The organism is Candidatus Krumholzibacteriota bacterium (genome assembly GCA_034520215.1).
Lineage (GTDB): Bacteria > Krumholzibacteriota > Krumholzibacteriia > Krumholzibacteriales > WJIX01 > JAGHBT01.
In genome coordinates, this window is the sequence record JAXHNR010000001.1 from 1,524,168 (window position 1) to 1,544,836 (window position 20,669).

The window sequence follows — 20,669 nt, forward strand, 5'->3', positions numbered from 1 at the left end:
TTATCTCTCCTCGCGTTTTTTCCCAAGCAGTGAAGATGACAAACTGTAACGATAAAATGTTCCGGCCGGATCCGGCATAGCGCTTACGGCATCTCTTACCTCACCTTCATCATCGGCGTCGATAATTCCGCCGATTGACGCGATCATTCTTGCCCCCTGGTCGGCATCACTCACCGGACCGAAACAGCCGGTACACGGCATATTGCCCTTAACGCAGGGATATTCACAGCCGTCGCGGGTCGCGGGCCCCATGCAGATTATGCCCTGAGCCAGAAAACACTCCTCCGGATCTGCCTGAACTTCGGTCAATCGGCGGATCCGCGAAATAGTGATATCATCCGGTTTAGTCTCATTCCGGTCGCACGAAACGCATAGCGATTTATCTGGCAGCAGCACTGCACCTTTTTCCGGCAGTTCCCCTTTAAGGGCGGCCTGAACGGCAGTCTCCAGATTTGCCGGTGTCGGAGGACATCCCGGCATATAATAGTCTACCTCTATTACATCATCAAGTTTATAGACAGTATCGTAAAATTCCGGAAGTGACAGCCTGCATCCATCAAGATCAGTTTCAGTCTGAGGCAGAACGCCTTCGGGATTAACATTTGTAGGAGAATCCCTATACGAGCGCTTGAAAATATCCTTTTTATTCTTCAGATTTGCAAGTGCCGGAATACCCCCCATTACAGCGCAGCTTCCGAAAGCTATCACAACTCCGGATTTCTTCCTGAGCAGTTTTGAAATATGTTCCTGTTCAGAAGTTCTTATAGCCCCGTTTATAAACGAAATAGCGATCTCCCCGTCATCCATTGCTTCAAGATCGGAATATTTGGGATCCATCGCGCACGGCCAGAAAACAATATCAATCGCTTTTACTACATCGAGTATCTTCTCTTCGAGGTCAACAACTGTCTCTTCGCATCCTCCGCATGACGCACACCAGTAGAACGCGACTTTCGGTTTATCAGACATTATACAACCTCACTTTCAACATAACCTCTTATAACAAGCGGGCCGAGCCCCTTTATTTTCTCTGTCATTTCGGTTGTTACTTTCTGAAACTTCTGCCCCTCACCCGCGGCCACCCAATCGAGGAGAAAACGCTCCCTGTTGATTCCGAACTGTCCCAGCATATTCTTAAATATCTCGAAACGGCGAAGGGCTTTTATATTTCCGTTTCTGTAGTGACAGTCTCCCGGATGACACCCAAGTACCATAACCCCGTCCGCGCCGCCGCGGAAAGCGTTCATGACAAATTGCGGGTCGACACGGCCCGTGCACATTACACGAATCAATTTCACGTTGGCCGGATAATCCAGTTTCTGTTCTCCCGCTTGATCAGCTCCCGCGTAGGAACACCAGTTACACACAAAAGCAATTATATTTGGTTCGAAATTACTCATTGAGAACTCCTTCAATCTCAGCGTATATCTGCCTGTTTGTGAAATGTTTTGCCGAAGCCGCGCCGCTCGGACATGACGCGGCGCAAGTACCACACCCTCTGCAGATAGCTTCATTAACTACACTAATCTTCTTCTCCGGATCAAATGTGATTGCCGTATATGGACATACCGATATACAGAGCTTACACCCCGCGCACACATCTTCATCTATAACCGCGGTCATAATTTCCAGTTCGAGTTTCCTGCCGGGTATCAGCCTGGACACTGAATCGCCGGCGGCCGCGTAAGCCCGTGTGATTGCCGAAGAGCTGCTGCATGGACTGATACAACATCCCGCCGTGTTTATACCGTCTATTGTAGTTCCGGTTTCATGCAGTATCGGGTGGTCTGTTTTGAAAAAACCCGCCTTGGAAGTATCGATATGAAGCATCTCGGCCAATTCATCTGTTCCCGCGGAGGGAACAAGCCCCGTAGAGAGTACTACCATATCAACTTGAACGGGATCTATTCCGTCCGCCGATATTTCAACCTTCCCGTTTTTCTTTTTAATACTTACTGACAGGTGTGAATCTGTCTTCAGCATTATGGTCCCATCATCGATCTGCTTCTGATAAAAGGATTGTTCCTCAGGGCCTTTGAAGACCAGACGGTCATGGATATTATAGACAACCGCGTCAGGGTTCTGTTTTCTAATCAACTCGCCGACCTTGAGAGCGTTCATGCAACAAATCCCCGAACAGTAATCCAGCCCCCCACTGGACAATGAACCCGCGCAATGAATAACTGCCGCAGATTCGGGTTTGTTGCCTTTCCTGTCCTGAATATCTCCCCCCGTCGGGCCGTTGGAGCTTGCGACTCTTTCAAATTCAGGCGTTGTATAGACATTTTCTATATCACCGTAACCAAGATTTCTGACCAGTGAACTATCCGCGTTGTCGTATCCGGTAGCGAGGATAACAGCTCCCCCTGAAAATTCAAGCTCCTCGTCACTATCACTGAAATCTATTGACTGGAAGGGGCATGAATCGGCACACGCGCTGCAGGACTCATCCGTAAAGTGAAGACATCTTTCCCTGTCAATAACTGCCGACGCCGGGACAGAGCCGGCAAAAGCGGTATATATTGCCTTTCGTTCTCCAAGACCAAGATGAAAATCGCTGGGGCATGAGACAGGACACGCCTCAAAACATGCTTCACAACCTATGCAGGAATCGTCCACGTATCGAGCCTTTTTTCTGACTTTCACCGTAAAGTTGCCGAAGAAACCCGTTACATCAGTCACTTCCGAGTTCGCGACAACTTCGATATTTTCATTCTCTCTAACGGCTGTAAGCCTGGGAGCGAGCAGACAGGGCGCGCATTCCATATTCGGCGCTATCTCTTCTGTTTTTATGATACTTCCTCCAAGTGAAATATCCTTTTCAATTATTGTCACTTTTCTTCCCGCGTTCGCGGCTACAAGCGCCGCTTCGATACCGGCGATACCGCCCCCGATAACAATAACGTCAGTAAGGCATTCCATTGTTTTCTGCTGGAGGTTTTCGTGATAGGCCGAGCGTTTTATCGCCGCGTTTATAAGCAGTCGCGCTTTTTCAGTAGCTTTATCTCTGTCTTTCGTTATCCACGCGCATTGTTCCCGAATATTTGCCATGTGGACTTTGGCTATATTCACGCCTGCCTTGCCTAAGGTTTTCTGAAAACCTTTCAGATGCATCTTCGGGGTGCAGGCGGCAAGTATAACGTTATCAACATCTTTACCTTTAAGAGTTTCGAGAATAAATTCCTTACCTGCCACAGAACAGAGAAAATCGTGCGTTTCAACGAACGCTACTTCGTCACGGTCCCGCATCCGGGAAGCCACACTCTCAAGGTCTACAAAATCGGCAATGTTGGCGCCGCACCTGCAGAGAAAGAGTCCCGTTCTGGAGTCGGCCTCATTCATACAATATACCTCCTGTTTATCATCTTTACACGGAGCGGATTCAGCTCCCAAATCAATCATTCATTCTCTGAAGCTACTTCAGCTAGCATTTCATCGAGTCTTCTTTCAATCTCCCCTATAGATGATTCCAATCCATTTATGACAAACTCGGTGGGATTTTCTGAAAACTCTGTAAACTCCCTTCCCTCTATGCCGTAAATGACTATTTCCGGCATACAATATCCGCACTTTTCTCCAAATTCCAGCACCGTCGGGAGATTTAATCCATGAGAATTAATAAGCCCCAATTTCGAATTAATATTCAGATCATCCACACTAAACTCGTGGCAAAACCCCGGTTCAAAGCTCCCTGTAAATATGCTGTCCACAATAATGGCTTTTTCGAATCCCTCAAGTTCATATATCAGATCCATGCCACCGGAATAATTTTTAGAAAAGGTAACAACCGGACTGCTCTCCGGATATTTTTTACTGAGAAGATCTATTATATATAATCCCACACTGTCGTCGCTCAGCATGGGATTTCCCAAACCCAGGACAAGAACCCCTTTTAACCCCCGGTTCCGCCTTCGAATATTTCGCTTCAATAGAGACCTCATACTCTTAACCTTTTGCCTCTCTACCAGAACACCCTGCTTATTCTCCGTCGGTATTTATTCTATAACCCACAATAAACCGGCGAATTTCTTGCAGAGTGCCTTTTGCCTGCTCTCTATTTATCAAGGATCCTCTTCATAGTTATCCCGATATCCGCTGGGGATTGTACAACTTCCACACCACAAGAGCTTAGAGCTTCCATCTTCTCTTTTGCTGTCCCTTTACCTCCGGCTATAATAGCACCGGCGTGTCCCATCCTTTTTCCCGGCGGGGCTGTGCGCCCGGCTATAAATCCTACAACAGGCTTATCAAAGGATTCTCTTATATACCGGGCGGCGATCTCTTCATCGTTTCCTCCTATCTCACCTATCATTACAACACCCTTTGTTTCAGGATCATCGCTGAAAAGCTTCAATGCGTCTATAAATCGCGTTCCCACTATGGGATCTCCTCCAAGACCGATACATGTAGTCTGCCCAAGCCCTTCTTTTGTCAGCTGATCTACAGCTTCATAGGTAAGGGTGCCGCTTCGTGATATAACGCCTATACTTCCAGAGCTGTGGATAAAACCGGGCATAATCCCCACTTTGCATTTCCCGGGCGATATAACTCCCGGACAGTTGGGACCTACCAGACGGGTATCTTTCCCCTTTAGATATTCGGTGACGTTTATCATATCGAGCGTAGGTATACCCTCGCTTATACACACTACCAGTTTCACCCCTCCGTCCGCGGCTTCCATGATGGCGTCTGCGGCAAATATCGGGGGTACGAATATTATGGAAGTATCCGCTCCAGTCTCTTTGACAGCTTCGAAGACAGTATCAAATACGGGTATACCTTCATGAACCCGGCCGCCCTTTCCGGGCGTGACACCCGCGACGACATTGGTGCCGTATTCTACCATCTGCTGTGAATGAAATGACCCTTCTTTGCCCGTAAGGCCCTGAACAAGAAGCTTTGTCTTATTACTAACTAAAATACTCATTCTATCCTTTTTCTACCCGGCTGGTTAATTCCCCGTCGCTTCAACCGCCTTTCGCGCGGCGTCGGCAAGGTTTTCAGCTACAGTAAACTTAAGATCTGAAGATTGGAGAATTTCCGCGGCAATATCAGAATTTGTTCCCGCGAGCCTTACTACAACCGGGACTTTAACGTCGAGCCGTTTTGCGGCTTCTATAACTCCGTTAGCCACACGGTCGCACCGTACTATTCCGCCGAATATATTTATAAGTACAACCTTTACGTTAGAGTCTGAGAGGAGAATACTGAAAGCCTTCTCCACTCGTTCGGCGGATGCCGCCCCACCTACATCCAGAAAATTAGCCGGCATTGCCCCGTAGTGCTGAATAATATCCATTGTAGCCATGGCAAGTCCCGCCCCGTTTACCATACATCCAACTTTTCCGGACAATTTTACATAACTGAGATTATGTTCGGCGGCTTCAATTTCTGCAGGCTCTTCTTCATTAAGATCTCTGAGCCGCGCGATATCCGGATGTTTGACTAAAGCGCTGTTATCAAAGTTAACTTTGGCGTCAGCAGCCAGAATCCGTCCGTCTTTAGTTATTACAAGCGGATTTATCTCCGCAAGAGACGCGTCAGTTTCAATGAAAAGACGATAGAGGTTAAGCAGGATTTTTACTGTCCCCCTCAGGAGTTCCTTCGGCATATTAAGACCAAACGCAATCTTTCTCGCTTGAAATGGTCTCAAACCGACAGCGGGGTCTATAAATTCCTTTACTATTTTTTCGGGAGATTCCGAGGCTACAACCTCGATTTCCATCCCCCCCTCTTCAGAAGCTATCACAACAACGCGCGATGTCTCTCTGTCTATAACCATCCCGAGATAGAGTTCACTTTCTATTTCAATTGCTTCCTCTACAAGCGCTTTCCGGACAAGTTTCCCCTCGGGACCCGTCTGATGCGTAACCAGGTTCATTCCAATTATCTTACCCGCCTCTGCTTCTGCCTCTCCGGGGGTTGAAGCCATCTTGATTCCTCCCCCCTTCCCGCGCCCGCCCGCGTGAATCTGGGCTTTTACGACGACCTGTTTTCCGATCTTACCGGCGGCCCTAAAAGCCTCTTCGGGCGTTTCTGCAACTTCGCCTTGAGGTACAGAGATGCCGAATTCCGCGAATAGCTCTTTCGCCTGATATTCATGTATTTTCATAAGACTCTTTCTGAATATCCGCCCGGACTAAAGAAAAACTTTTTTCTTGGCGGGGTTTTCCCCCATACTCTTTATCTCTTCCGTAAATTCAGTGGTCACCCGCACGAACTTTACACCCTCCGCCGCGGAGATCCAGGAAAGCTTTAACCTCTCGGATTCCATCCCGAGCGTGTCGAATATCCGGGTTAAAATCGCGAACCTTCTCCTCGTGAAATAATTCCCCGATTGATAATGACAATCTCCGGGATGACAACCCCCTACGAAAACACCGTCGGCCCCGTGAAGAAACGATTTGACCATAAAGACCGGATTAACGCGGCTCGAGCACATAACCCTTACAGGAAGTATCGAGGCAGGATACTTCATTCGGTTCGTCCCCGCTAGATCAGCCCCCGAATATGTACACCATTTGCACAGAAAGCTGATTATTTTCGGTTTAAACTCTTTCGACATATTCAACTAACCTCTCATGAAAATAGATAAATAAAAAACGTATCAATCGTTTCCCAGTTCAGACAGTTCATCCTCTTTGAATATTGTTACTGGTATCTCTTCATCTACATCTCTGCCCGGTATATAATCAAATATCCCGGCGACCTGCTCTCCTGTCTTTCTGAACAAAGTGGAAACCGGAATATCAGCCGGACATACTTCCGTGCACTGACCGCAGCCGACACATGAAAAACTCATGTGGCTTAATCTTCCAATGTGAAAAAGCACGGTATCCGTAGGGACCCTCACACCGCCCCTAACGGGCAGCTCATTTGCTATGACCGAGGTATCCGGGTCATAGCCGCAGGATTCAAAATCGCAAAGCACGCATTGACAGATCGGACATACACGCATGCAGCCGTGACAACCAATGCATCTGCCGAAAAGATCTATCATACCGTCGAGCCCTGAATCTTCTATATTTATCTCCTTGAAATCTTTTTTCTTCTGTTCACTTCTCTTTTCAAGAAGCGCCTCAAATCTCTTTATCTCTAATTGTCCATCTGATATTTCAGCGTCGAACTCTTCGGTCATAGCCATAGATCTTTCAGAATGAAGATACATTAAACACTTACTTCTTAAGTCTTTTTCTCCTAATAAAGAAACTGTAATATCGGCATTCTGCGGGACAAAATGCTCACACGAGGCGCATGATTGCCTTATATTTTCGGAATCAACTCCCTTTTCAACAGCTTTCCAGTAACCGGGAAGCAGCTTTTGGCCATTATCCTTTAGAGTTTTATCAAAAGGGAAAGAACCTCCGCAGGTGTAGGAGATAAGCAAAAAGTCATCAATCGATCCCTGTGAACGCTTGACAAGTTCAACAAAAGATCTTAATTCACAAGGTCTTATAACCGCGGCCACAGGTTTTTTCATAGGAGGCAAAGAGGAAATAATCTTCCCTCCATTTACATTCATGAAGGGATGCAGTGGAATCGCGTCCTCGAGCAGACCGGGTTCGGTAATAAGCGCGTAATCAAAAAACCCTTTACCCGTTGTTTTTCTCAATGTAAAAACCCCGCTCACCTTATCATTTTCAAGCAGGAATTTCAGCAGCTGGACCAAGCCCTCTTCGGCGCCCTTATCTATACTTAAAATCTGATCCATTCCTATATCTCCTAACCTTCCGCTCCCTTAACCAGGTCATTTATTCCTTTTTCTTCCTCTTCCCTGTAAGTTTTCAAGGGGATTGGTTCTCCCTTATCTTCTCCGCTCCTGTAGTTGAATGTATCCTGCGTGCGATCAGCCACATAACTGAAAATGTCGGCTACAGGAATCGACACCGGGCACGCGTCTGTGCATAAACCGCAGGAAACACAGGAGAGACTCATATGCGACATTCTTCCGATATGAAACATAACCCTGTCAGCCGGCAGGGAAACAGCCCCGCGGCTTTCCGTTCTAAGTAAAACAGATCCGGCGTCAGGCTTGGAGGTTTCAGATTCAAAATAACACTGCCTGCAATAACAGACGGGGCAAACGCTCTGGCAGTTATGACACCCTGTACAATCAGCGAAGGTCTCTGCCAGACGGTCAAATCCCTCAACCATCCCTTTTACTTTTTTAAATCTTTCTTTTCTCCTTTTTATCTGCTCTTTCTTGAGCTCTTCGATATTTTCTTTCCAGCTTGAAATATCCACTGAAGGTTCTATATCCATTTTCTTTAAAAGAGCCGAGCCCTTTTTGCTCGCGGGGATCAGAAGAATATTCTCGCCGCTCCGGCCGGAAAAGGCAAAATGCAGGTCCGAGGCGGGCAGCATGGAAAAATCATCACAAATCCGGCAAACCTGTTTTACCGATTCTACATCACGGCCGGTTTTTGCCAGCACCGAATCAAACGTCTTCTCTCCCTTTACTGGATCTTTTATGTAGTCTGAGAGCGGCAGAGCGCCCGGGCAGTCATAACTTATAAGCGTGACCGACTCCAGTCTCACCTGATTTAACTTAGACAGCTCTATCGCGGCTCGGATCTCGCAAGGCCTCATCAGAGCTGCTATTCTGATACTCTCCTCACCTTTTCTGCTGCAGCTGCTCAGGGCATTCGCGCCCTGAACGGGCATAACGGGAGCGACGGGACCTGCGTCGTCCAGCAAATTCTCATCATTTACTAAAACCCAGGCGTATGAATCTTCCGAAGGAACTCTCATAGGGATCAGAACCGCGTCAAAATCTTCCCGCGACAGTAATTCCTTGAGAAAAACAAGGATAGCCTCCCTTATCCCCTTTTTATTTGAAATATCCGCTCCTTTAATACTGGTCTTTATCACCCATATCTCCTTCTATCTGATTGCTTCGATAATTTCCCGGTATATCTGGGGGCTGGTAAAGTGCTTTGCCCGAATCGCTCCTGAAGGACAACTGCCCGCGCAATTACCGCATCCCCTGCAGACAGCTTCATTCACAACACATACCCCCCTCTCGCCGTCGAATATGATAGCGCCGTAAGGACATATTTCCATGCATGTCTGACATCCCACGCAGAAATCCTCCAGAATTTCAGAAACTTTAACTTCGGGAACTATCTTTTTCCCCGGTATCAGACGCGCGGCAATTTTACCGCTTGCCGCCTGAGCCTGAAGCATCGATTCTGATATCCCGGCAGGACCGCGGCAGGCGCCCGTTATGAAGATTCCCTCTATCGAGGTCTCGACCGGGTTGAGCTGCTGGTGTTCCTCTTTGAAAAAACCTGTTTCGCTGAGAGGAATATTTAAAAGCTCCGCCAGGTTTTCAGTTCCCTTCCCGGCTTCCATGGCGGGAGACAGAATTACCATATCAACATCAGCTTCATTCTTTTTCTTATCGATTTCTGTGTACTCTATGTGTGTGCCTTTTATCTTTACATCAGCGGTCCTTATAAACTCCGTTCCGCCTCCCCTGACCTCTTCAAAAAAGTCCTGATCCTGCTGATGAGGAAGACACAGGTCTCTGTAAAAATCCTTGATTTCAATTGAATCGGACTGCTTACGCAGGAAAGAGGCTAGTTTCAGCATGTAATTACAGCATATCTGAGAGCAGTAGCCCTTTTCCTCCCTGCCCACACAGTGGATCAGCCCCACAGACTCCGGCTCCTTGCCGGATCTTAAGGTGACCTTCCCTTCACTTTTGATCATATCCTCAATCTCAAGCGAGGTGTATACTTCATTATCTTTCTTGTATTTATATTGAGATAATTTAGCCGCATCGGTAAGTTCAAACCCCGTGGCGGCAACTATAGCTCCCACTGTAAATTCAGTTTCTGACCTGTCATCTCTTGAGCAGTTTAAACTGATCTCAAAATTACCGAAGAATCCCACGGCGCTTTCAAGCTCGGTCTCGGTAAAAATATCTATGTTTTCATCTTTTATGACTTCTTCTATCTTCTTTCCAATAATATCAGAACTTCCTCCCTGACGCGGAAGAAGCTTCTTGAATTTCGCGGCTTTCCCGCCCAATTCGGCGCTCTTCTCCACCAGATATACTTTTCTTTTTTCTCCGGCTAAGGAAAGCGCGGTTTCAATCCCCGAAATTCCGCCTCCTATCACCAAGACATCGGGATTACTGTCGAGTTCTTTCTCAAAAAGTTCGGACTGCTTGAGCACTCTGCCGATAGCTCCCCGTATATACTGAATCGCCTTTCTTGTGGCTTTTTCCTTATCGGGAATCATCCACGCGCACTGCTCCCGGATATTTACCATCTTATACAAATAGGGATTTAAATTTGTCTTTTTACATATGTTGATGAATGTGGAGTCATGATCTCTCGGTGAGCAGGCGGCGACAACCAGATGTGAATATTCATTCTCCCTGATCTCCCGTTCCAGATATTCTTTGCCTTCGTTGGAGCACAGAAGCTTGAAGCGCTTTACCACAAGCTCCTCATTCTGAAACGCCTCCAGAGAGGGCAAAGTATCTATTATTGCATCGATCTCAATATTATCAGCGATATTGGGACCGCACTCACAGATATAAACACCTATCTTCGCGCTCATTCTTTCACTTTCCCTTTTATTTTATTAAGCGAAAGCGCTCTTCCAACGGCGGCTTCCGCCTGTATAACAGAATTCTGCATATCCTTAGGCCCTTCCGCGCAGCCAACGACAAAAATGCCGGGCCTTGATGTCTCCACGGTGCCTACATTTTCATTTCTTGTAAGAAAAAAACCTTTGCTGTCGAGTTCTATGCCAAGAATCCCGCCAAGCTCTTCCGACTCTTTAGTCGGAACCATCGCGTTTTCTAAAATAACCATATCCACACTCAGTGATTCCGGCGCTCCGTTTCCTTCGGCTAGATTCACCTTAATTTTACCACCACTTTCCTTGATATTTACCTGTTGAGGTGAAGATTGAAAAATAAAGTTTCCACCCTCATCCTTTATCCTCTTATAGAAGTTCTGATATGTCTTTTTCGGCATGCAGAGATCAGAATATATGTTATATACCTTCGCCTCCGGGAGCTTGCTCTTTATAAAATGAGAATACTTAAACGAATCCATGCAGCATATTCCCGAGCAATAACCGAGCTCTTCTCTGCCCACACAGTTTATAATCGCAACCGATTCGGGTGATTTCTCTCCGTCACGAAGCAGCAATTGGCCGGAAGTGGGACCGTTCGAAGCGAAGAGTCTTTCAAACTCCATCGATGTGTAAACACCCGGAAACTTTCCGTAGCCCAGATTTGAAAGTTTGCCGGCGTCGAACAAGTCGAATCCGGTAGCCACAATAATAGCCTTCACATTGACCTGAACTTCGCTGTTTTTTTCCGAAAAATCAATCGCTCCAAAAACGCAAGCCTCCGCGCAGGCATTACATTCCTTTTTACCACTGATATTCAGGCAGTGATCGGGATCGATAGCGGGAACATTCGGAAGTGATCCCTCGCAGGGCACATAAATGGCTTTCTTCTCCGTGAGGTTTTCCTCCCATTCATTCTTCAGCGTAACGGGGCAGGGCTCATAACACATTCCGCAGCCGATACAGTCTGTGAGGCTTACGTATCTTGCCTTTTTATCAATCGTAACATTAAAATCCCCCGCTTCACCCTCAACATCTTTAACCTCACTTAAGGTCATTACATCGATATCGGGATTCTGAAGAATATCCTGCTGAATAGGAGCGATCATACAGGTTGAACACTCAAGATTTGGAAAACTGTCTTCATTCTTGATAGTATTCCCGCCCGTAATGGGAGATTTTTCGACAAGCAATACACTTTTACCCGCCTTCGCGAGGAGCAGGCTCGCCTCCATACCGGCTATTCCGGCTCCTATGATAAGAATTTTATCTTTATCGTTCATTTTATTAACTCTCGTTTTTCAGTCCGTCTTATCTTCTCCCATGACACGCGCTAAATATACGGATTGCCGCTTAAGGGATTAGGACCGATATTTCTGATTTTCTCAGTAAAATCATTGACAACTTCGGCATACCTGTTCCCTTCAGATGCCGATATCCAGGATAACTGAACCCTTTCCGGATCGAGCTTAAGGGTTTTCATTATATCTTTCAGCAGGGCGTACCTTCTCCTGGTATAGTAATTTCCCTTGTCGTAATGGCAGTCCCCCGGATGGCATCCTCCGATCAATATTCCGTCGGCCCCGTTGAAAAATGTCGTCAGAATCATATTAGAATCGATCCTGCTCGAACACATCACTCTGATAACCGTAAAATCAGGAGAAATCTCGAGTTTCGAGGAACCAGCCATGTCCGCGGCGGCGTAAGTGCACCAGTTACACAGATATCCAACTATCTTGGGTGTAAACTTCTCTTTTACATCGGATTTCATTCGATATTCCATTCTAATGGCAATCCATTTGCAACTCAGTTAATTACATGTTAATACTACTCGCTTAACATCATTTCAGACAGATTATCAGCTAAATCTGTATCTGCGCGGAATGTTTACCCTCTCCGTCGGTTGTACACATAAGCAGAGTTTTGCCGGTCTTTTCACACCAGGCCTTTATGTCATCGGGAAAAGATGAGCAATCCGCGACAACTTCCAGTGTATCTCCCTCTGAAAGCTGAGGCAGCATTGTGGCAACCTTCAAAATCGGTTGGGGACATTTCATTCCGAGAGCGTCGAGTTTCTTTACAGCCATTCTATCCTCCTTGTTGTTAATAATGCCTTTTTAACTGAGACGGCCGGAGCCCGCGGGATTCAATCCGCGGCCGAACCGTCACTCACTAACGATTTAAAAAGAAAACGTTAAAGTCGCGTCTTTTGATTCATTTATAAATGTTGTCGCGCCGACAACTTCTGTTCCTTCCGCCAGATCATCTTCCGTAAAGTCATGGACGTCAAATGCCAGTTCACATACCATGAGACGGCCACCAAGAGCGAGCAGACTGTCGAACATATCCTCAAGATCGGGCAATGCCTCTGCCTTCTCATTTAATTCTTTTATGGCTCCCTTCTTCATTGCGGGGGATCCTCCGGGAGTGAAGAAAATAATAACATCATCACCGCTCGCGGCGGCCGATGATCCCAAAATGAAGGGGGGATACACGTTCTTAGGTTCAGAACCATTTACCGTAATAGCAACTTTCGCCATTTTTTCCTACTCCTTTTTTTTTAGATCTATAAAATTCCGCCCATTAACTCACTGCTTCCGGCGGCGGAATCTCAACTAACTGTCCTCTTTCATCTTCAGCCCGTACTCATAACCCTTGTGAAAGGCCTTGATATTTTTATCAATAAATCTCTCGGGAACAAGACTGGGAATGGTCTTTTCCATAGCTTCAAGCGAGACAACTCCAGTTGTTGCCGTTACAAAACCGAGCATAACCACATTCGCGAATATCCGGTTGCCGAACTTCTCGGCAATTCGTGTCGCGGGAATAGCAATAACCCTCTTTTTCGTCTTTGGTTTAACGAGATCCTCATCGATTATGAGCAGGCCGTCATCTTTAACCTCAGGCTCGAACTTATCACAAGCCTCCTGAGACATTACCATAAGATAGTCCGTGCCGACAACGTACGGGTAGAGTATCTTCTCGTCCGATACAACCAGTTGTGAACTGCAGGCCCCTCCCCTGGCTTCAGGTCCGAAAGACTGGCTCATAGTGGAAAACCCGCCGTCATAGATAGAAGCCGCCTTTCCGACAATGATCCCCGATCTTATTATTCCCTGTCCGCCGAATCCCGCGAATCTGATTTCAACCATTTAAACTGACTCTCTGCTAAACATTAAAAATAAAACTATTCTACTTCTATCTTAACAAAATCATCGCCCAGCACTTTACTGTGCTGTTTGTTATATGCTTCAATAAATGAATCTCTTTGGGCGCTGTAGAAATTTCCAACGATTATTTTTTTGCTTTCTTCAATTTGCACGTTAAGAGTATCTTCATCATTTTTAACTTCTGAATGACTGTGGTAAAATTCAAGAAGATCCGGAGTCGATGTAATAACATCAATCAGCGACAGCCCCATTCTCTGTAGACCCGCGGAAATAGAATCTGTCAATTCACCGCCGTGAAGCGCCGTCCATCTGGACACGTTAACACAGCCGCATGACCTCGCCATATGCGGAATATTCAACGGTTTCTCGAACGTTGAATATGGAGAATAGGAGGAAACCGTCGCCGCGTCAACCGGGGCTTTTTCCCCCGCCACCTGCCGGTAGATATAATCATTAACGCAGATTACAACCATATCCATATTTCTTCTGCAGGAATGTACAAGGTGATTCCCGCCTAAAGTAGCTATATCTCCAATTAAAACAACCGGTTTTAATTTTGGGTTTGCGAGCTTCATTCCCGTCGCGTAGGGAATCGCCCTCCCCCTCGATGTGTGAAAGAGATCCGCACCTAAGAAATCCACAACCTCGGGGCTGTAGGCGATATCAGTAACCAGAGATATTTTCTGTCTTTCCACTCCGGCCTTATCTATAGCTTTATCAATTGCTTCTATTATCTTATCCATATTTCTTCCCGTCATTTACTATATTTTTCTTCCAGGCTTTCTCCAAAAACCGAAAGTTCCATACTTGTGGTATATTCACGAAGACCTTTATAACGTTTCTTCTCCGCGGCCGCTTCTTTTATAGCCCGGTATATATCATCAGGATCGTGCACTGAGGCTCCTCCGTGAGGAACCAGAGTAACATTTGTTTTCCCCCTGCTGCATCTATCCACTTCAAAGGCGATCTGGCCGTAATTCACCTCGGCGACAACAAAACCTTTTACACGTTCGGCCAGTTCGGTGATCTTTTCATCCGGAAAAGGCCAGACTGTTATCAGGCGCAGTATGCCGACCTTCAATCCGTCTTTCCTCGCTAGTTCGACAGCTCTATAGGCAACCCTTGAAATTATTCCGTATGAGACGACTATGATATCGGCGTCCTCAAGATTCTCTTCACCGAGTTCGATTATTTCCTCTTTGTTTTTTATTATCTTTTCAACGAGGTATCTATTTGTTGACTTTTTATCTATAACTTCCGCGCTGTCAAGATCGGGAAGTTTCTTTTTATTCAATAAAGGATGTCCATTCTCACCATGAGTCAAACCGGTTATATACATCTTATATCCGTCTCCGGCTTTTGCCATTGGGGGCACAAGTGATTTATCTCTCTTAAAGGGTTTGTAGTTTTCTTTTTTACCCTTGAAAAAGCGCCTGGGTTCTATATCTATCTCCGATGCCTCGGGTATGACGACTTTCTCTGTCATGTGCCCTATACATTCGTCGGCCATAACCATCACAGGCACGCGGTAACGCTCTGCAAGATTGAAAGCCTTTATAGTAAAATCGAACCCCTCCTGAGGAGAATCGGGCGCGAGGGCGATCACTTCATAATCTCCGTTCGAGCCCCACCTGGCCTGCATCATATCGGCCTGCCCCGTGCTGGTAGGAACTCCAGTTGACGGCCCGCCGCGCTGGACATTGATGATCACGAAAGGTGTCTCGGTAGCGGCTCCATGCCCGATATTTTCCATCATAAGAGAAAACCCGGGGCCGGAGGTAATAGTCATCGACTTCTGTCCTCCCCAGGAAGCCCCGAGCACAGAGGCAATCGAGCCAAGTTCATCTTCTATCTGAATAAAGCGGGCCCCTACCTGAGGAGCTTTTCTCGCGAAGGCCTCCGCCGCGGCGGTAGAGGGAGTAATCGGATATCCTCCCAGAAATTTACATCCCGCGGCCAGGGCTCCGTAGGCAATCGCGACATCTCCATCTATATAATACGTTCCAGTAAGTACGTCACGCGGATCTGCTTTCACTCTTCGTCCCCCTCCCCGCCTTTTCCGTGTTCTTCTTTCCAGCTTTTCAGAGACTCGCTGAAAGTCGGTCTCTCTCTGTCTATAAATTTCCCGATAATAATTTCCTCCTGATATCCAATATCGAGGTTCTCTGTCGGCTCCCCGTGCTTGATAACAGAATTATCGTAATAGAATTTCATCATATTCAGTCCGTCGCCAAGTCTGTTGATTCTCGAATAATACATCGCGCAGGGTGCTATTACTTCGACAAAGGAAAATCCGGGTTTATTCAAGGCTTCAATTATTGATTCCTTCATTCTGCGCATGTGCAGAGCCGTCCACCTCGCGACATACACAGCTCCGGCTGCTTCAACTACACGCGGAATATTTACAGGAGCTTCGAAATTTCCGAAAGGTGATGTTGTAGTATAAGCTGGGTTGGGAGTCGTGGGGGCGACCTGGCCTCCGGTCATGGCGTAAATGAAATTATTAACGCATATAACAGTTATATCTATATTTCTTCTCGCGGCATGTATCAGATGGTTCCCTCCGATAGCGGAAAGATCGCCGTCGCCGGATATAACCACTACCTTCAGTTCGGGATTACCGAGTTTTACGCCCGTCGCGTATGCTATCCCTCTCCCGTGGGTTGTATGAAACGAGTCAGTTTTGATATAGCCGGCGGCTCTTCCGGTACATCCGATACCGGAGACGACACAAAGTTCGTCCAGATCGTAATTGAGTTTCTGAACCGCTTCAGCGAACGCGCTTACGGCGTTGCCGATTCCGCATCCCGGGCACCAGATATGGGGAATCCGGTCCATACGGAGTAATTTTTCCATTGGGTGTTTTTCTTTCTTCAGACTCGATTTCATATTATTTTTTCTTCCCCCGCGCTTTCTTGATCGACTTTAGAATATCAGATGATTTACCTAGATCAAACGAACTGTGATGAACAAAAAAGTTCTCCGCTTCACCTCTGCCGCATCTTTCAACTTCAAGGGCAATCTGGCCGTAATTAATCTCGGCAACCACAAAGGCGTCTATATTCTGAGCAAGTTCGTATACCCTCTTTTCAGGAAACGGCCATACCGTGACAAGACGCAGGTGTCCGGCCTTTATACCCTCGTCCCTTGCCTGTTTTACGGCTCTCAGAGCGTCAATCGAAGCCGCGCCGTACGATACCACCACTATATCTGCGTCTTCGGTCCCGCTTTCCTCAACTTCTATTATCTGATCGGTAAACAGCCTTATTTTCTGTACAAGCCGGTGGACATTCCACTCCTGGCAAGTATCAGTCATTACCGGATAACCCCTCTCATCGTGGGTTAATCCAGTAACATGAAATCTTGTTCCCTGACCTACATCAACCATCGGAGGTATCAGGTCTTTTTCATCATACTTAAAGGGCAGATATTTATCCTTCTTACCCTTATAGTACTTTCTATCTTGAATCTCTATATCTTCAGGGTCGGGAATGTTTATCTCTCCCTTCTCTTTTCCGACAGCGGCGTCAGAGAGAATCATAACGGGAGTGCGGAATTTCTCCGAAAGATTAAAAGCCTTTACGGTAAGTTCAAACATCTCCTCGGGAGAATTCGGAGAAAGCGCGATCATTTCATAATCTCCGTGAGATCCCCATCTCGCCTGCATTACATCCCCCCCTCCCGGTGAGCACGGGAGCCCCAGAGAAGTGCCGTCCCGCTGGATATCAACAATTACGCAGGGAGTCTCAAGCATAACACCGAGGCCGATGTGTTCCATCATCTGAGACAGTCCGGGACCCGAAGTTACCGTCATCGATTTCTTCCCCGTCCACGACGCTCCGAGTACAACCGCGAGCGCTGAGATTTCATCCTCCATTTGAACAAAAACAGCATCCCCTTCCAGAGATCTAACAGTAAATCTTTTTATAATATCAAAAGCAGGCCTTATGGGATAATATCCCAGAAATCTACACCCGGCGGATAACGCGCCCTCGGCGCAGGCTTCAAAGCCGCTCAGAGTGTGCTTTCCCCTTAAAACAGATTTGTCTGCCGTCTTCATATATTAATCCTTACTTTCCTCAGTTTTTTTTACCACATAAACAGCAAATTCAGGACACAGCATCTGACAGAATCCGCAGTAGCCGCAGGCATCCGGATTTACTATCTCGGGCGGATGATATCCCTTTTCATTGTAATTATCAGAAAGTTCCAGCACATCATTGGGACAATACTCAACACAGAAACCGCACCCTTTACACCGATCCTCCCTGATAATGATCTCACCTTCGGGCCTGCCCGGTTTATCAATTCCAAATGGTTTATCTCTGTGTCTTACGCTCACAATCACACCTCACATCTAACGCATTGTGCCGAGATACTGCGTTGTCAGCTGTCTCTTTCTAACATCGGGATTGCTGTAGTCAGGCAGAAGCATTGGCGACACCCTGCCCTTTGTGTCAACGCCTTCCCGTTTAAGCTCTTTATGGTATTTATCCACATGCTCAAGTGTTAATTTCGCGTCCTTGTATTTGTTATGAGCGAAGCCGGCCGCGGCTTCGCCGGCAATCCTTCCGAAGACGGTTACATCAAGCAGAGAATTTCCCATGAGCCTGTTTTCTCCATGCACCCCTCCGCTCACTTCACCCCCCGCATATAAACCGGGTAGAGATGTCTCGCACTTGCTGTTAATTTCCAATCCGCCGTTCTGATAGTGCAGGGTCGGATAGACCAGCATGGGATCTTTTGTTATATCAATATCATACCTTTTGAACAAGATCCACTTGCCCGGAAATTCCTTTCTTACGGTTCCTTCTCCTTTGATAATATCTATCATAGGGGAATCAAGCCATACGCCGTACTTGCCGTTGGGAAGGGGTATACCCTTGCCAGCCTCTATACATTCTCTGATTATCGCGGATGCTTCCACGTCCCTCGGTTCCCGCTCATAAACGAACTGTTTCCCTTCGACGTTTACAATATTGGCTCCCGCCCCTCTGAATTTCTCTGTTATCAGCAGCCCCTCTGACTGTTCGGGAAAGACGGCGCCTGTCGGATGATACTGCACAGTGTGGAGAAATTTCAGTGAAACTCCCGCTCTGTATGCCATTATCAGACCATCGGCTGTAGCGCCATAGTGATTGGTAGTCATAAAATTCTGCATATGAAGACGGCCGGAACCCCCGGTAGCCATAATAGTAGCTTTAGCTTTTACGATTATATATTCTTCTGTTTCAAGATTATAAAGCACTGCGCCGGAGCAAATTCCCTTTTTATTAATTATCAGCTCCACGGCCGGAGAAAATTCGAGGACTTTTATATCGTCCGTATGACTTCTGGCTTCATCACGAATCGTGCGCATTATCTCAGCGCCCGTAATATCACCCGCGTAATGCATCCGTTTTCTCGAAGTACCCCCTCCGTGCATCGTCTTTAATCTTCCGTCATCGAATTTGCTGAACATGGCGCCAAGTTTCTCGAGCCACTGAATTACAAGAGGAGCTCCATTTACCAGCTCTTCGACAAGGTCGGGATCATTCGTAAAGTGACCGCCCCCCATAGCGTCAAGGTAGTGGTAATACGGAGAATCTTTCGTGTTCTTTGTCGCTGCCTGAATACCGCCCTCGGCCATCATTGTGTTGGCGTCGCCGTGCCTGAGTTTGGTCGCCAGAATTACCTTTGCCCCATTTTCTCTTGCAGTGAGCGCGGCTGAAGTTCCGGCACCCCCGCCGCCGATAACCAATACATCCGCTTCGTAATCAGGATTGGACAAATCCAGAAGCTCGGTGGAAACACGGCTCTCCGCGTGCAGAAGATCAACTATTTCATTGGATATTTTATACCCTTTGCTCGAACCTACTTTAATTTCCGATCTTCCCTCATCCTTGAAATCAGGATGATACTTCAGAATATCCTCCCTTTCTTTAAGGGATAGGGCCGGAAATTCTTCCCCTTTTTTCTTTCTTTCTACTCTTTCCGGTCTTGTTTTTTCAACCCTCTTAATCAGTTTCTTCAATTCGGGTGTATAAGGCATAATAAAATCTCCATCAGAATCCTCAAAAAATCATTTAGTGACTAAATAGTCTTTATTCTCAGGTTCCCAGTCTTCAGGTCCAAACTGAGGTTCTGTTTCCCTCTCGTTGTATACTTCCTTTAGTTTATCTACATTCATTTTCTTGAGCTTACCAAGTCCTTTTTCGAACTTCTTTTTCTTAATATTCTCAACAGCATCTTTTAAATGTCTGGCGCCGGGGACTATATATCTGCCGTAAAGCCTTCTTGTCAGTATTGCTATATTGTACTGAGCTTCTTCAGCCGGACAGCGCGCCGCGCAAAGCCCGCACATCACACAATCAAAAGAGAGCTCTGCCGCTCCCGCAATATCTCCGCGTATAGCTCTGGATATATATTCCATGACATCGATATCCATCGGGCAGCTGCGCGTGCAGGTTCCACAGCCTACACATTTATAAATTTCAGGGTAAAGAGCGGTTACAGTAGATCCGGTGGGCTCAAGTTTCTCCAGATCGTATTGAGCTCTATTCGCGGGAAAGAAGGGGATTTGCGCTATATACATATTAGGTTCAACGACAGTCTGACACGCGAGGCCTACCTCTATCCGGTAAGAATCCGGAAAGCGATATACCGTGCCGCACGCTCCGCAGATACCCCCCCGGCATCCGCAGCCTCTTACGAGCTGGTATCCGGCGTATTCAAAGGCCTTTTGAATGGTAAGAGTAGCGGGGACGTCATACTTCTTTCCCATTAGAAATATGGGAACCATATCATGTATAGGTTCAGATTGCTTTTTACTCTTATTCTTTGGAGCAGAATCTTTACTCATAACATACTTCCCGTTCTTTAAACTTCTTGTTCCTTTCCAATTAACCGTATTTTATTCAATCATAC

Annotated in this window: 22 protein-coding genes; all 22 read right to left on the minus strand. The window is 46.6% G+C overall.

What is annotated here, in order from left to right:
* On the minus strand, positions 1 to 969 hold the full coding sequence (locus tag U5O15_06445; protein ID MDZ7860292.1) for an oxidoreductase: 969 nt from the start codon (positions 967 to 969) through the stop codon (positions 1 to 3).
* Positions 969 to 1,400 carry a hydrogenase iron-sulfur subunit gene (locus U5O15_06450; protein MDZ7860293.1) on the minus strand — a complete coding sequence of 144 codons (432 nt, stop codon included), beginning with the start codon at positions 1,398 to 1,400 and terminating at the stop codon, positions 969 to 971. The genes U5O15_06445 and U5O15_06450 overlap by 1 nt, the downstream gene beginning before the upstream one ends.
* Positions 1,393 to 3,342: a CoB--CoM heterodisulfide reductase iron-sulfur subunit A family protein gene (locus U5O15_06455; GenBank protein MDZ7860294.1), complete on the minus strand. Its 1,950-nt coding sequence runs from the start codon at positions 3,340 to 3,342 to the stop codon at positions 1,393 to 1,395. Before U5O15_06455 ends, U5O15_06450 begins: the two co-directional genes overlap by 8 nt.
* 56 nt (positions 3,343 to 3,398) lie before the next feature.
* Complete coding sequence (locus U5O15_06460; protein ID MDZ7860295.1) at positions 3,399 to 3,929, minus strand: hydrogenase maturation protease; 531 nt, start codon at positions 3,927 to 3,929, stop codon at positions 3,399 to 3,401.
* Positions 3,930 to 4,054: 125 nt separating this feature from the next.
* Positions 4,055 to 4,927, minus strand: coding sequence for a succinate--CoA ligase subunit alpha (gene sucD / locus U5O15_06465; GenBank protein ID MDZ7860296.1), 873 nt, complete (start codon positions 4,925 to 4,927; stop codon positions 4,055 to 4,057).
* 24 nt (positions 4,928 to 4,951) lie between these two features.
* Positions 4,952 to 6,112, minus strand: a complete 1,161-nt coding sequence (gene sucC, locus U5O15_06470; GenBank protein MDZ7860297.1) for an ADP-forming succinate--CoA ligase subunit beta — start codon at positions 6,110 to 6,112, stop codon at positions 4,952 to 4,954.
* Positions 6,113 to 6,139: 27 nt separating this feature from the next.
* Positions 6,140 to 6,565, minus strand: coding sequence for a hydrogenase iron-sulfur subunit (locus U5O15_06475; GenBank protein ID MDZ7860298.1), 426 nt, complete (start codon positions 6,563 to 6,565; stop codon positions 6,140 to 6,142).
* A gap of 42 nt (positions 6,566 to 6,607) precedes the next feature.
* Positions 6,608 to 7,711, minus strand: a complete 1,104-nt coding sequence (locus U5O15_06480; GenBank protein MDZ7860299.1) for a 4Fe-4S binding protein — start codon at positions 7,709 to 7,711, stop codon at positions 6,608 to 6,610.
* An 11-nt stretch (positions 7,712 to 7,722) separates the two neighbouring features.
* The gene (locus tag U5O15_06485) at positions 7,723 to 8,871 is read right to left on the minus strand and encodes a hypothetical protein (protein MDZ7860300.1); all 1,149 of its coding nucleotides are present in this window, start codon (positions 8,869 to 8,871) and stop codon (positions 7,723 to 7,725) included.
* A gap of 12 nt (positions 8,872 to 8,883) precedes the next feature.
* The gene (locus tag U5O15_06490) at positions 8,884 to 10,572 is read right to left on the minus strand and encodes an FAD-dependent oxidoreductase (GenBank protein ID MDZ7860301.1); all 1,689 of its coding nucleotides are present in this window, start codon (positions 10,570 to 10,572) and stop codon (positions 8,884 to 8,886) included.
* Entirely contained in the window at positions 10,569 to 11,876 is a 1,308-nt protein-coding gene (locus U5O15_06495) for an FAD-dependent oxidoreductase (GenBank protein MDZ7860302.1), read from the minus strand. The genes U5O15_06490 and U5O15_06495 overlap by 4 nt, the downstream gene beginning before the upstream one ends.
* Before the next feature lie 50 nt (positions 11,877 to 11,926).
* Positions 11,927 to 12,364: a hydrogenase iron-sulfur subunit gene (locus U5O15_06500; protein ID MDZ7860303.1), complete on the minus strand. Its 438-nt coding sequence runs from the start codon at positions 12,362 to 12,364 to the stop codon at positions 11,927 to 11,929.
* Positions 12,365 to 12,455: 91 nt separating this feature from the next.
* Positions 12,456 to 12,680, minus strand: a complete 225-nt coding sequence (locus U5O15_06505) for a sulfurtransferase TusA family protein (GenBank protein MDZ7860304.1) — start codon at positions 12,678 to 12,680, stop codon at positions 12,456 to 12,458.
* Between the two features lie 93 nt (positions 12,681 to 12,773).
* Positions 12,774 to 13,133 (minus strand): DsrE/DsrF/DrsH-like family protein, encoded by a 360-nt coding sequence (locus tag U5O15_06510; GenBank protein ID MDZ7860305.1) that lies wholly within the window; start codon positions 13,131 to 13,133, stop codon positions 12,774 to 12,776.
* A 75-nt stretch (positions 13,134 to 13,208) separates the two neighbouring features.
* The gene (locus tag U5O15_06515; GenBank protein ID MDZ7860306.1) at positions 13,209 to 13,745 is read right to left on the minus strand and encodes a 2-oxoacid:acceptor oxidoreductase family protein; all 537 of its coding nucleotides are present in this window, start codon (positions 13,743 to 13,745) and stop codon (positions 13,209 to 13,211) included.
* A gap of 35 nt (positions 13,746 to 13,780) precedes the next feature.
* The gene (locus U5O15_06520; GenBank protein MDZ7860307.1) at positions 13,781 to 14,521 is read right to left on the minus strand and encodes a thiamine pyrophosphate-dependent enzyme; all 741 of its coding nucleotides are present in this window, start codon (positions 14,519 to 14,521) and stop codon (positions 13,781 to 13,783) included.
* Positions 14,518 to 15,798: a 2-oxoacid:acceptor oxidoreductase subunit alpha gene (locus U5O15_06525; protein MDZ7860308.1), complete on the minus strand. Its 1,281-nt coding sequence runs from the start codon at positions 15,796 to 15,798 to the stop codon at positions 14,518 to 14,520. Before U5O15_06525 ends, U5O15_06520 begins: the two co-directional genes overlap by 4 nt.
* Positions 15,795 to 16,652: a 2-oxoacid:ferredoxin oxidoreductase subunit beta gene (locus tag U5O15_06530; GenBank protein MDZ7860309.1), complete on the minus strand. Its 858-nt coding sequence runs from the start codon at positions 16,650 to 16,652 to the stop codon at positions 15,795 to 15,797. The genes U5O15_06525 and U5O15_06530 overlap by 4 nt, the downstream gene beginning before the upstream one ends.
* Position 16,653: 1 nt before the next feature.
* The gene (locus U5O15_06535) at positions 16,654 to 17,823 is read right to left on the minus strand and encodes a 2-oxoacid:acceptor oxidoreductase subunit alpha (protein MDZ7860310.1); all 1,170 of its coding nucleotides are present in this window, start codon (positions 17,821 to 17,823) and stop codon (positions 16,654 to 16,656) included.
* Between the two features lie 3 nt (positions 17,824 to 17,826).
* On the minus strand, positions 17,827 to 18,105 hold the full coding sequence (locus U5O15_06540; GenBank protein MDZ7860311.1) for a 4Fe-4S binding protein: 279 nt from the start codon (positions 18,103 to 18,105) through the stop codon (positions 17,827 to 17,829).
* 15 nt (positions 18,106 to 18,120) lie between these two features.
* Positions 18,121 to 19,794 carry an FAD-binding protein gene (locus U5O15_06545; GenBank protein ID MDZ7860312.1) on the minus strand — a complete coding sequence of 558 codons (1,674 nt, stop codon included), beginning with the start codon at positions 19,792 to 19,794 and terminating at the stop codon, positions 18,121 to 18,123.
* Between the two features lie 30 nt (positions 19,795 to 19,824).
* Positions 19,825 to 20,604, minus strand: coding sequence for a 4Fe-4S dicluster domain-containing protein (locus U5O15_06550; protein MDZ7860313.1), 780 nt, complete (start codon positions 20,602 to 20,604; stop codon positions 19,825 to 19,827).
* Between the last annotated feature and the right edge of the window lie 65 nt (positions 20,605 to 20,669).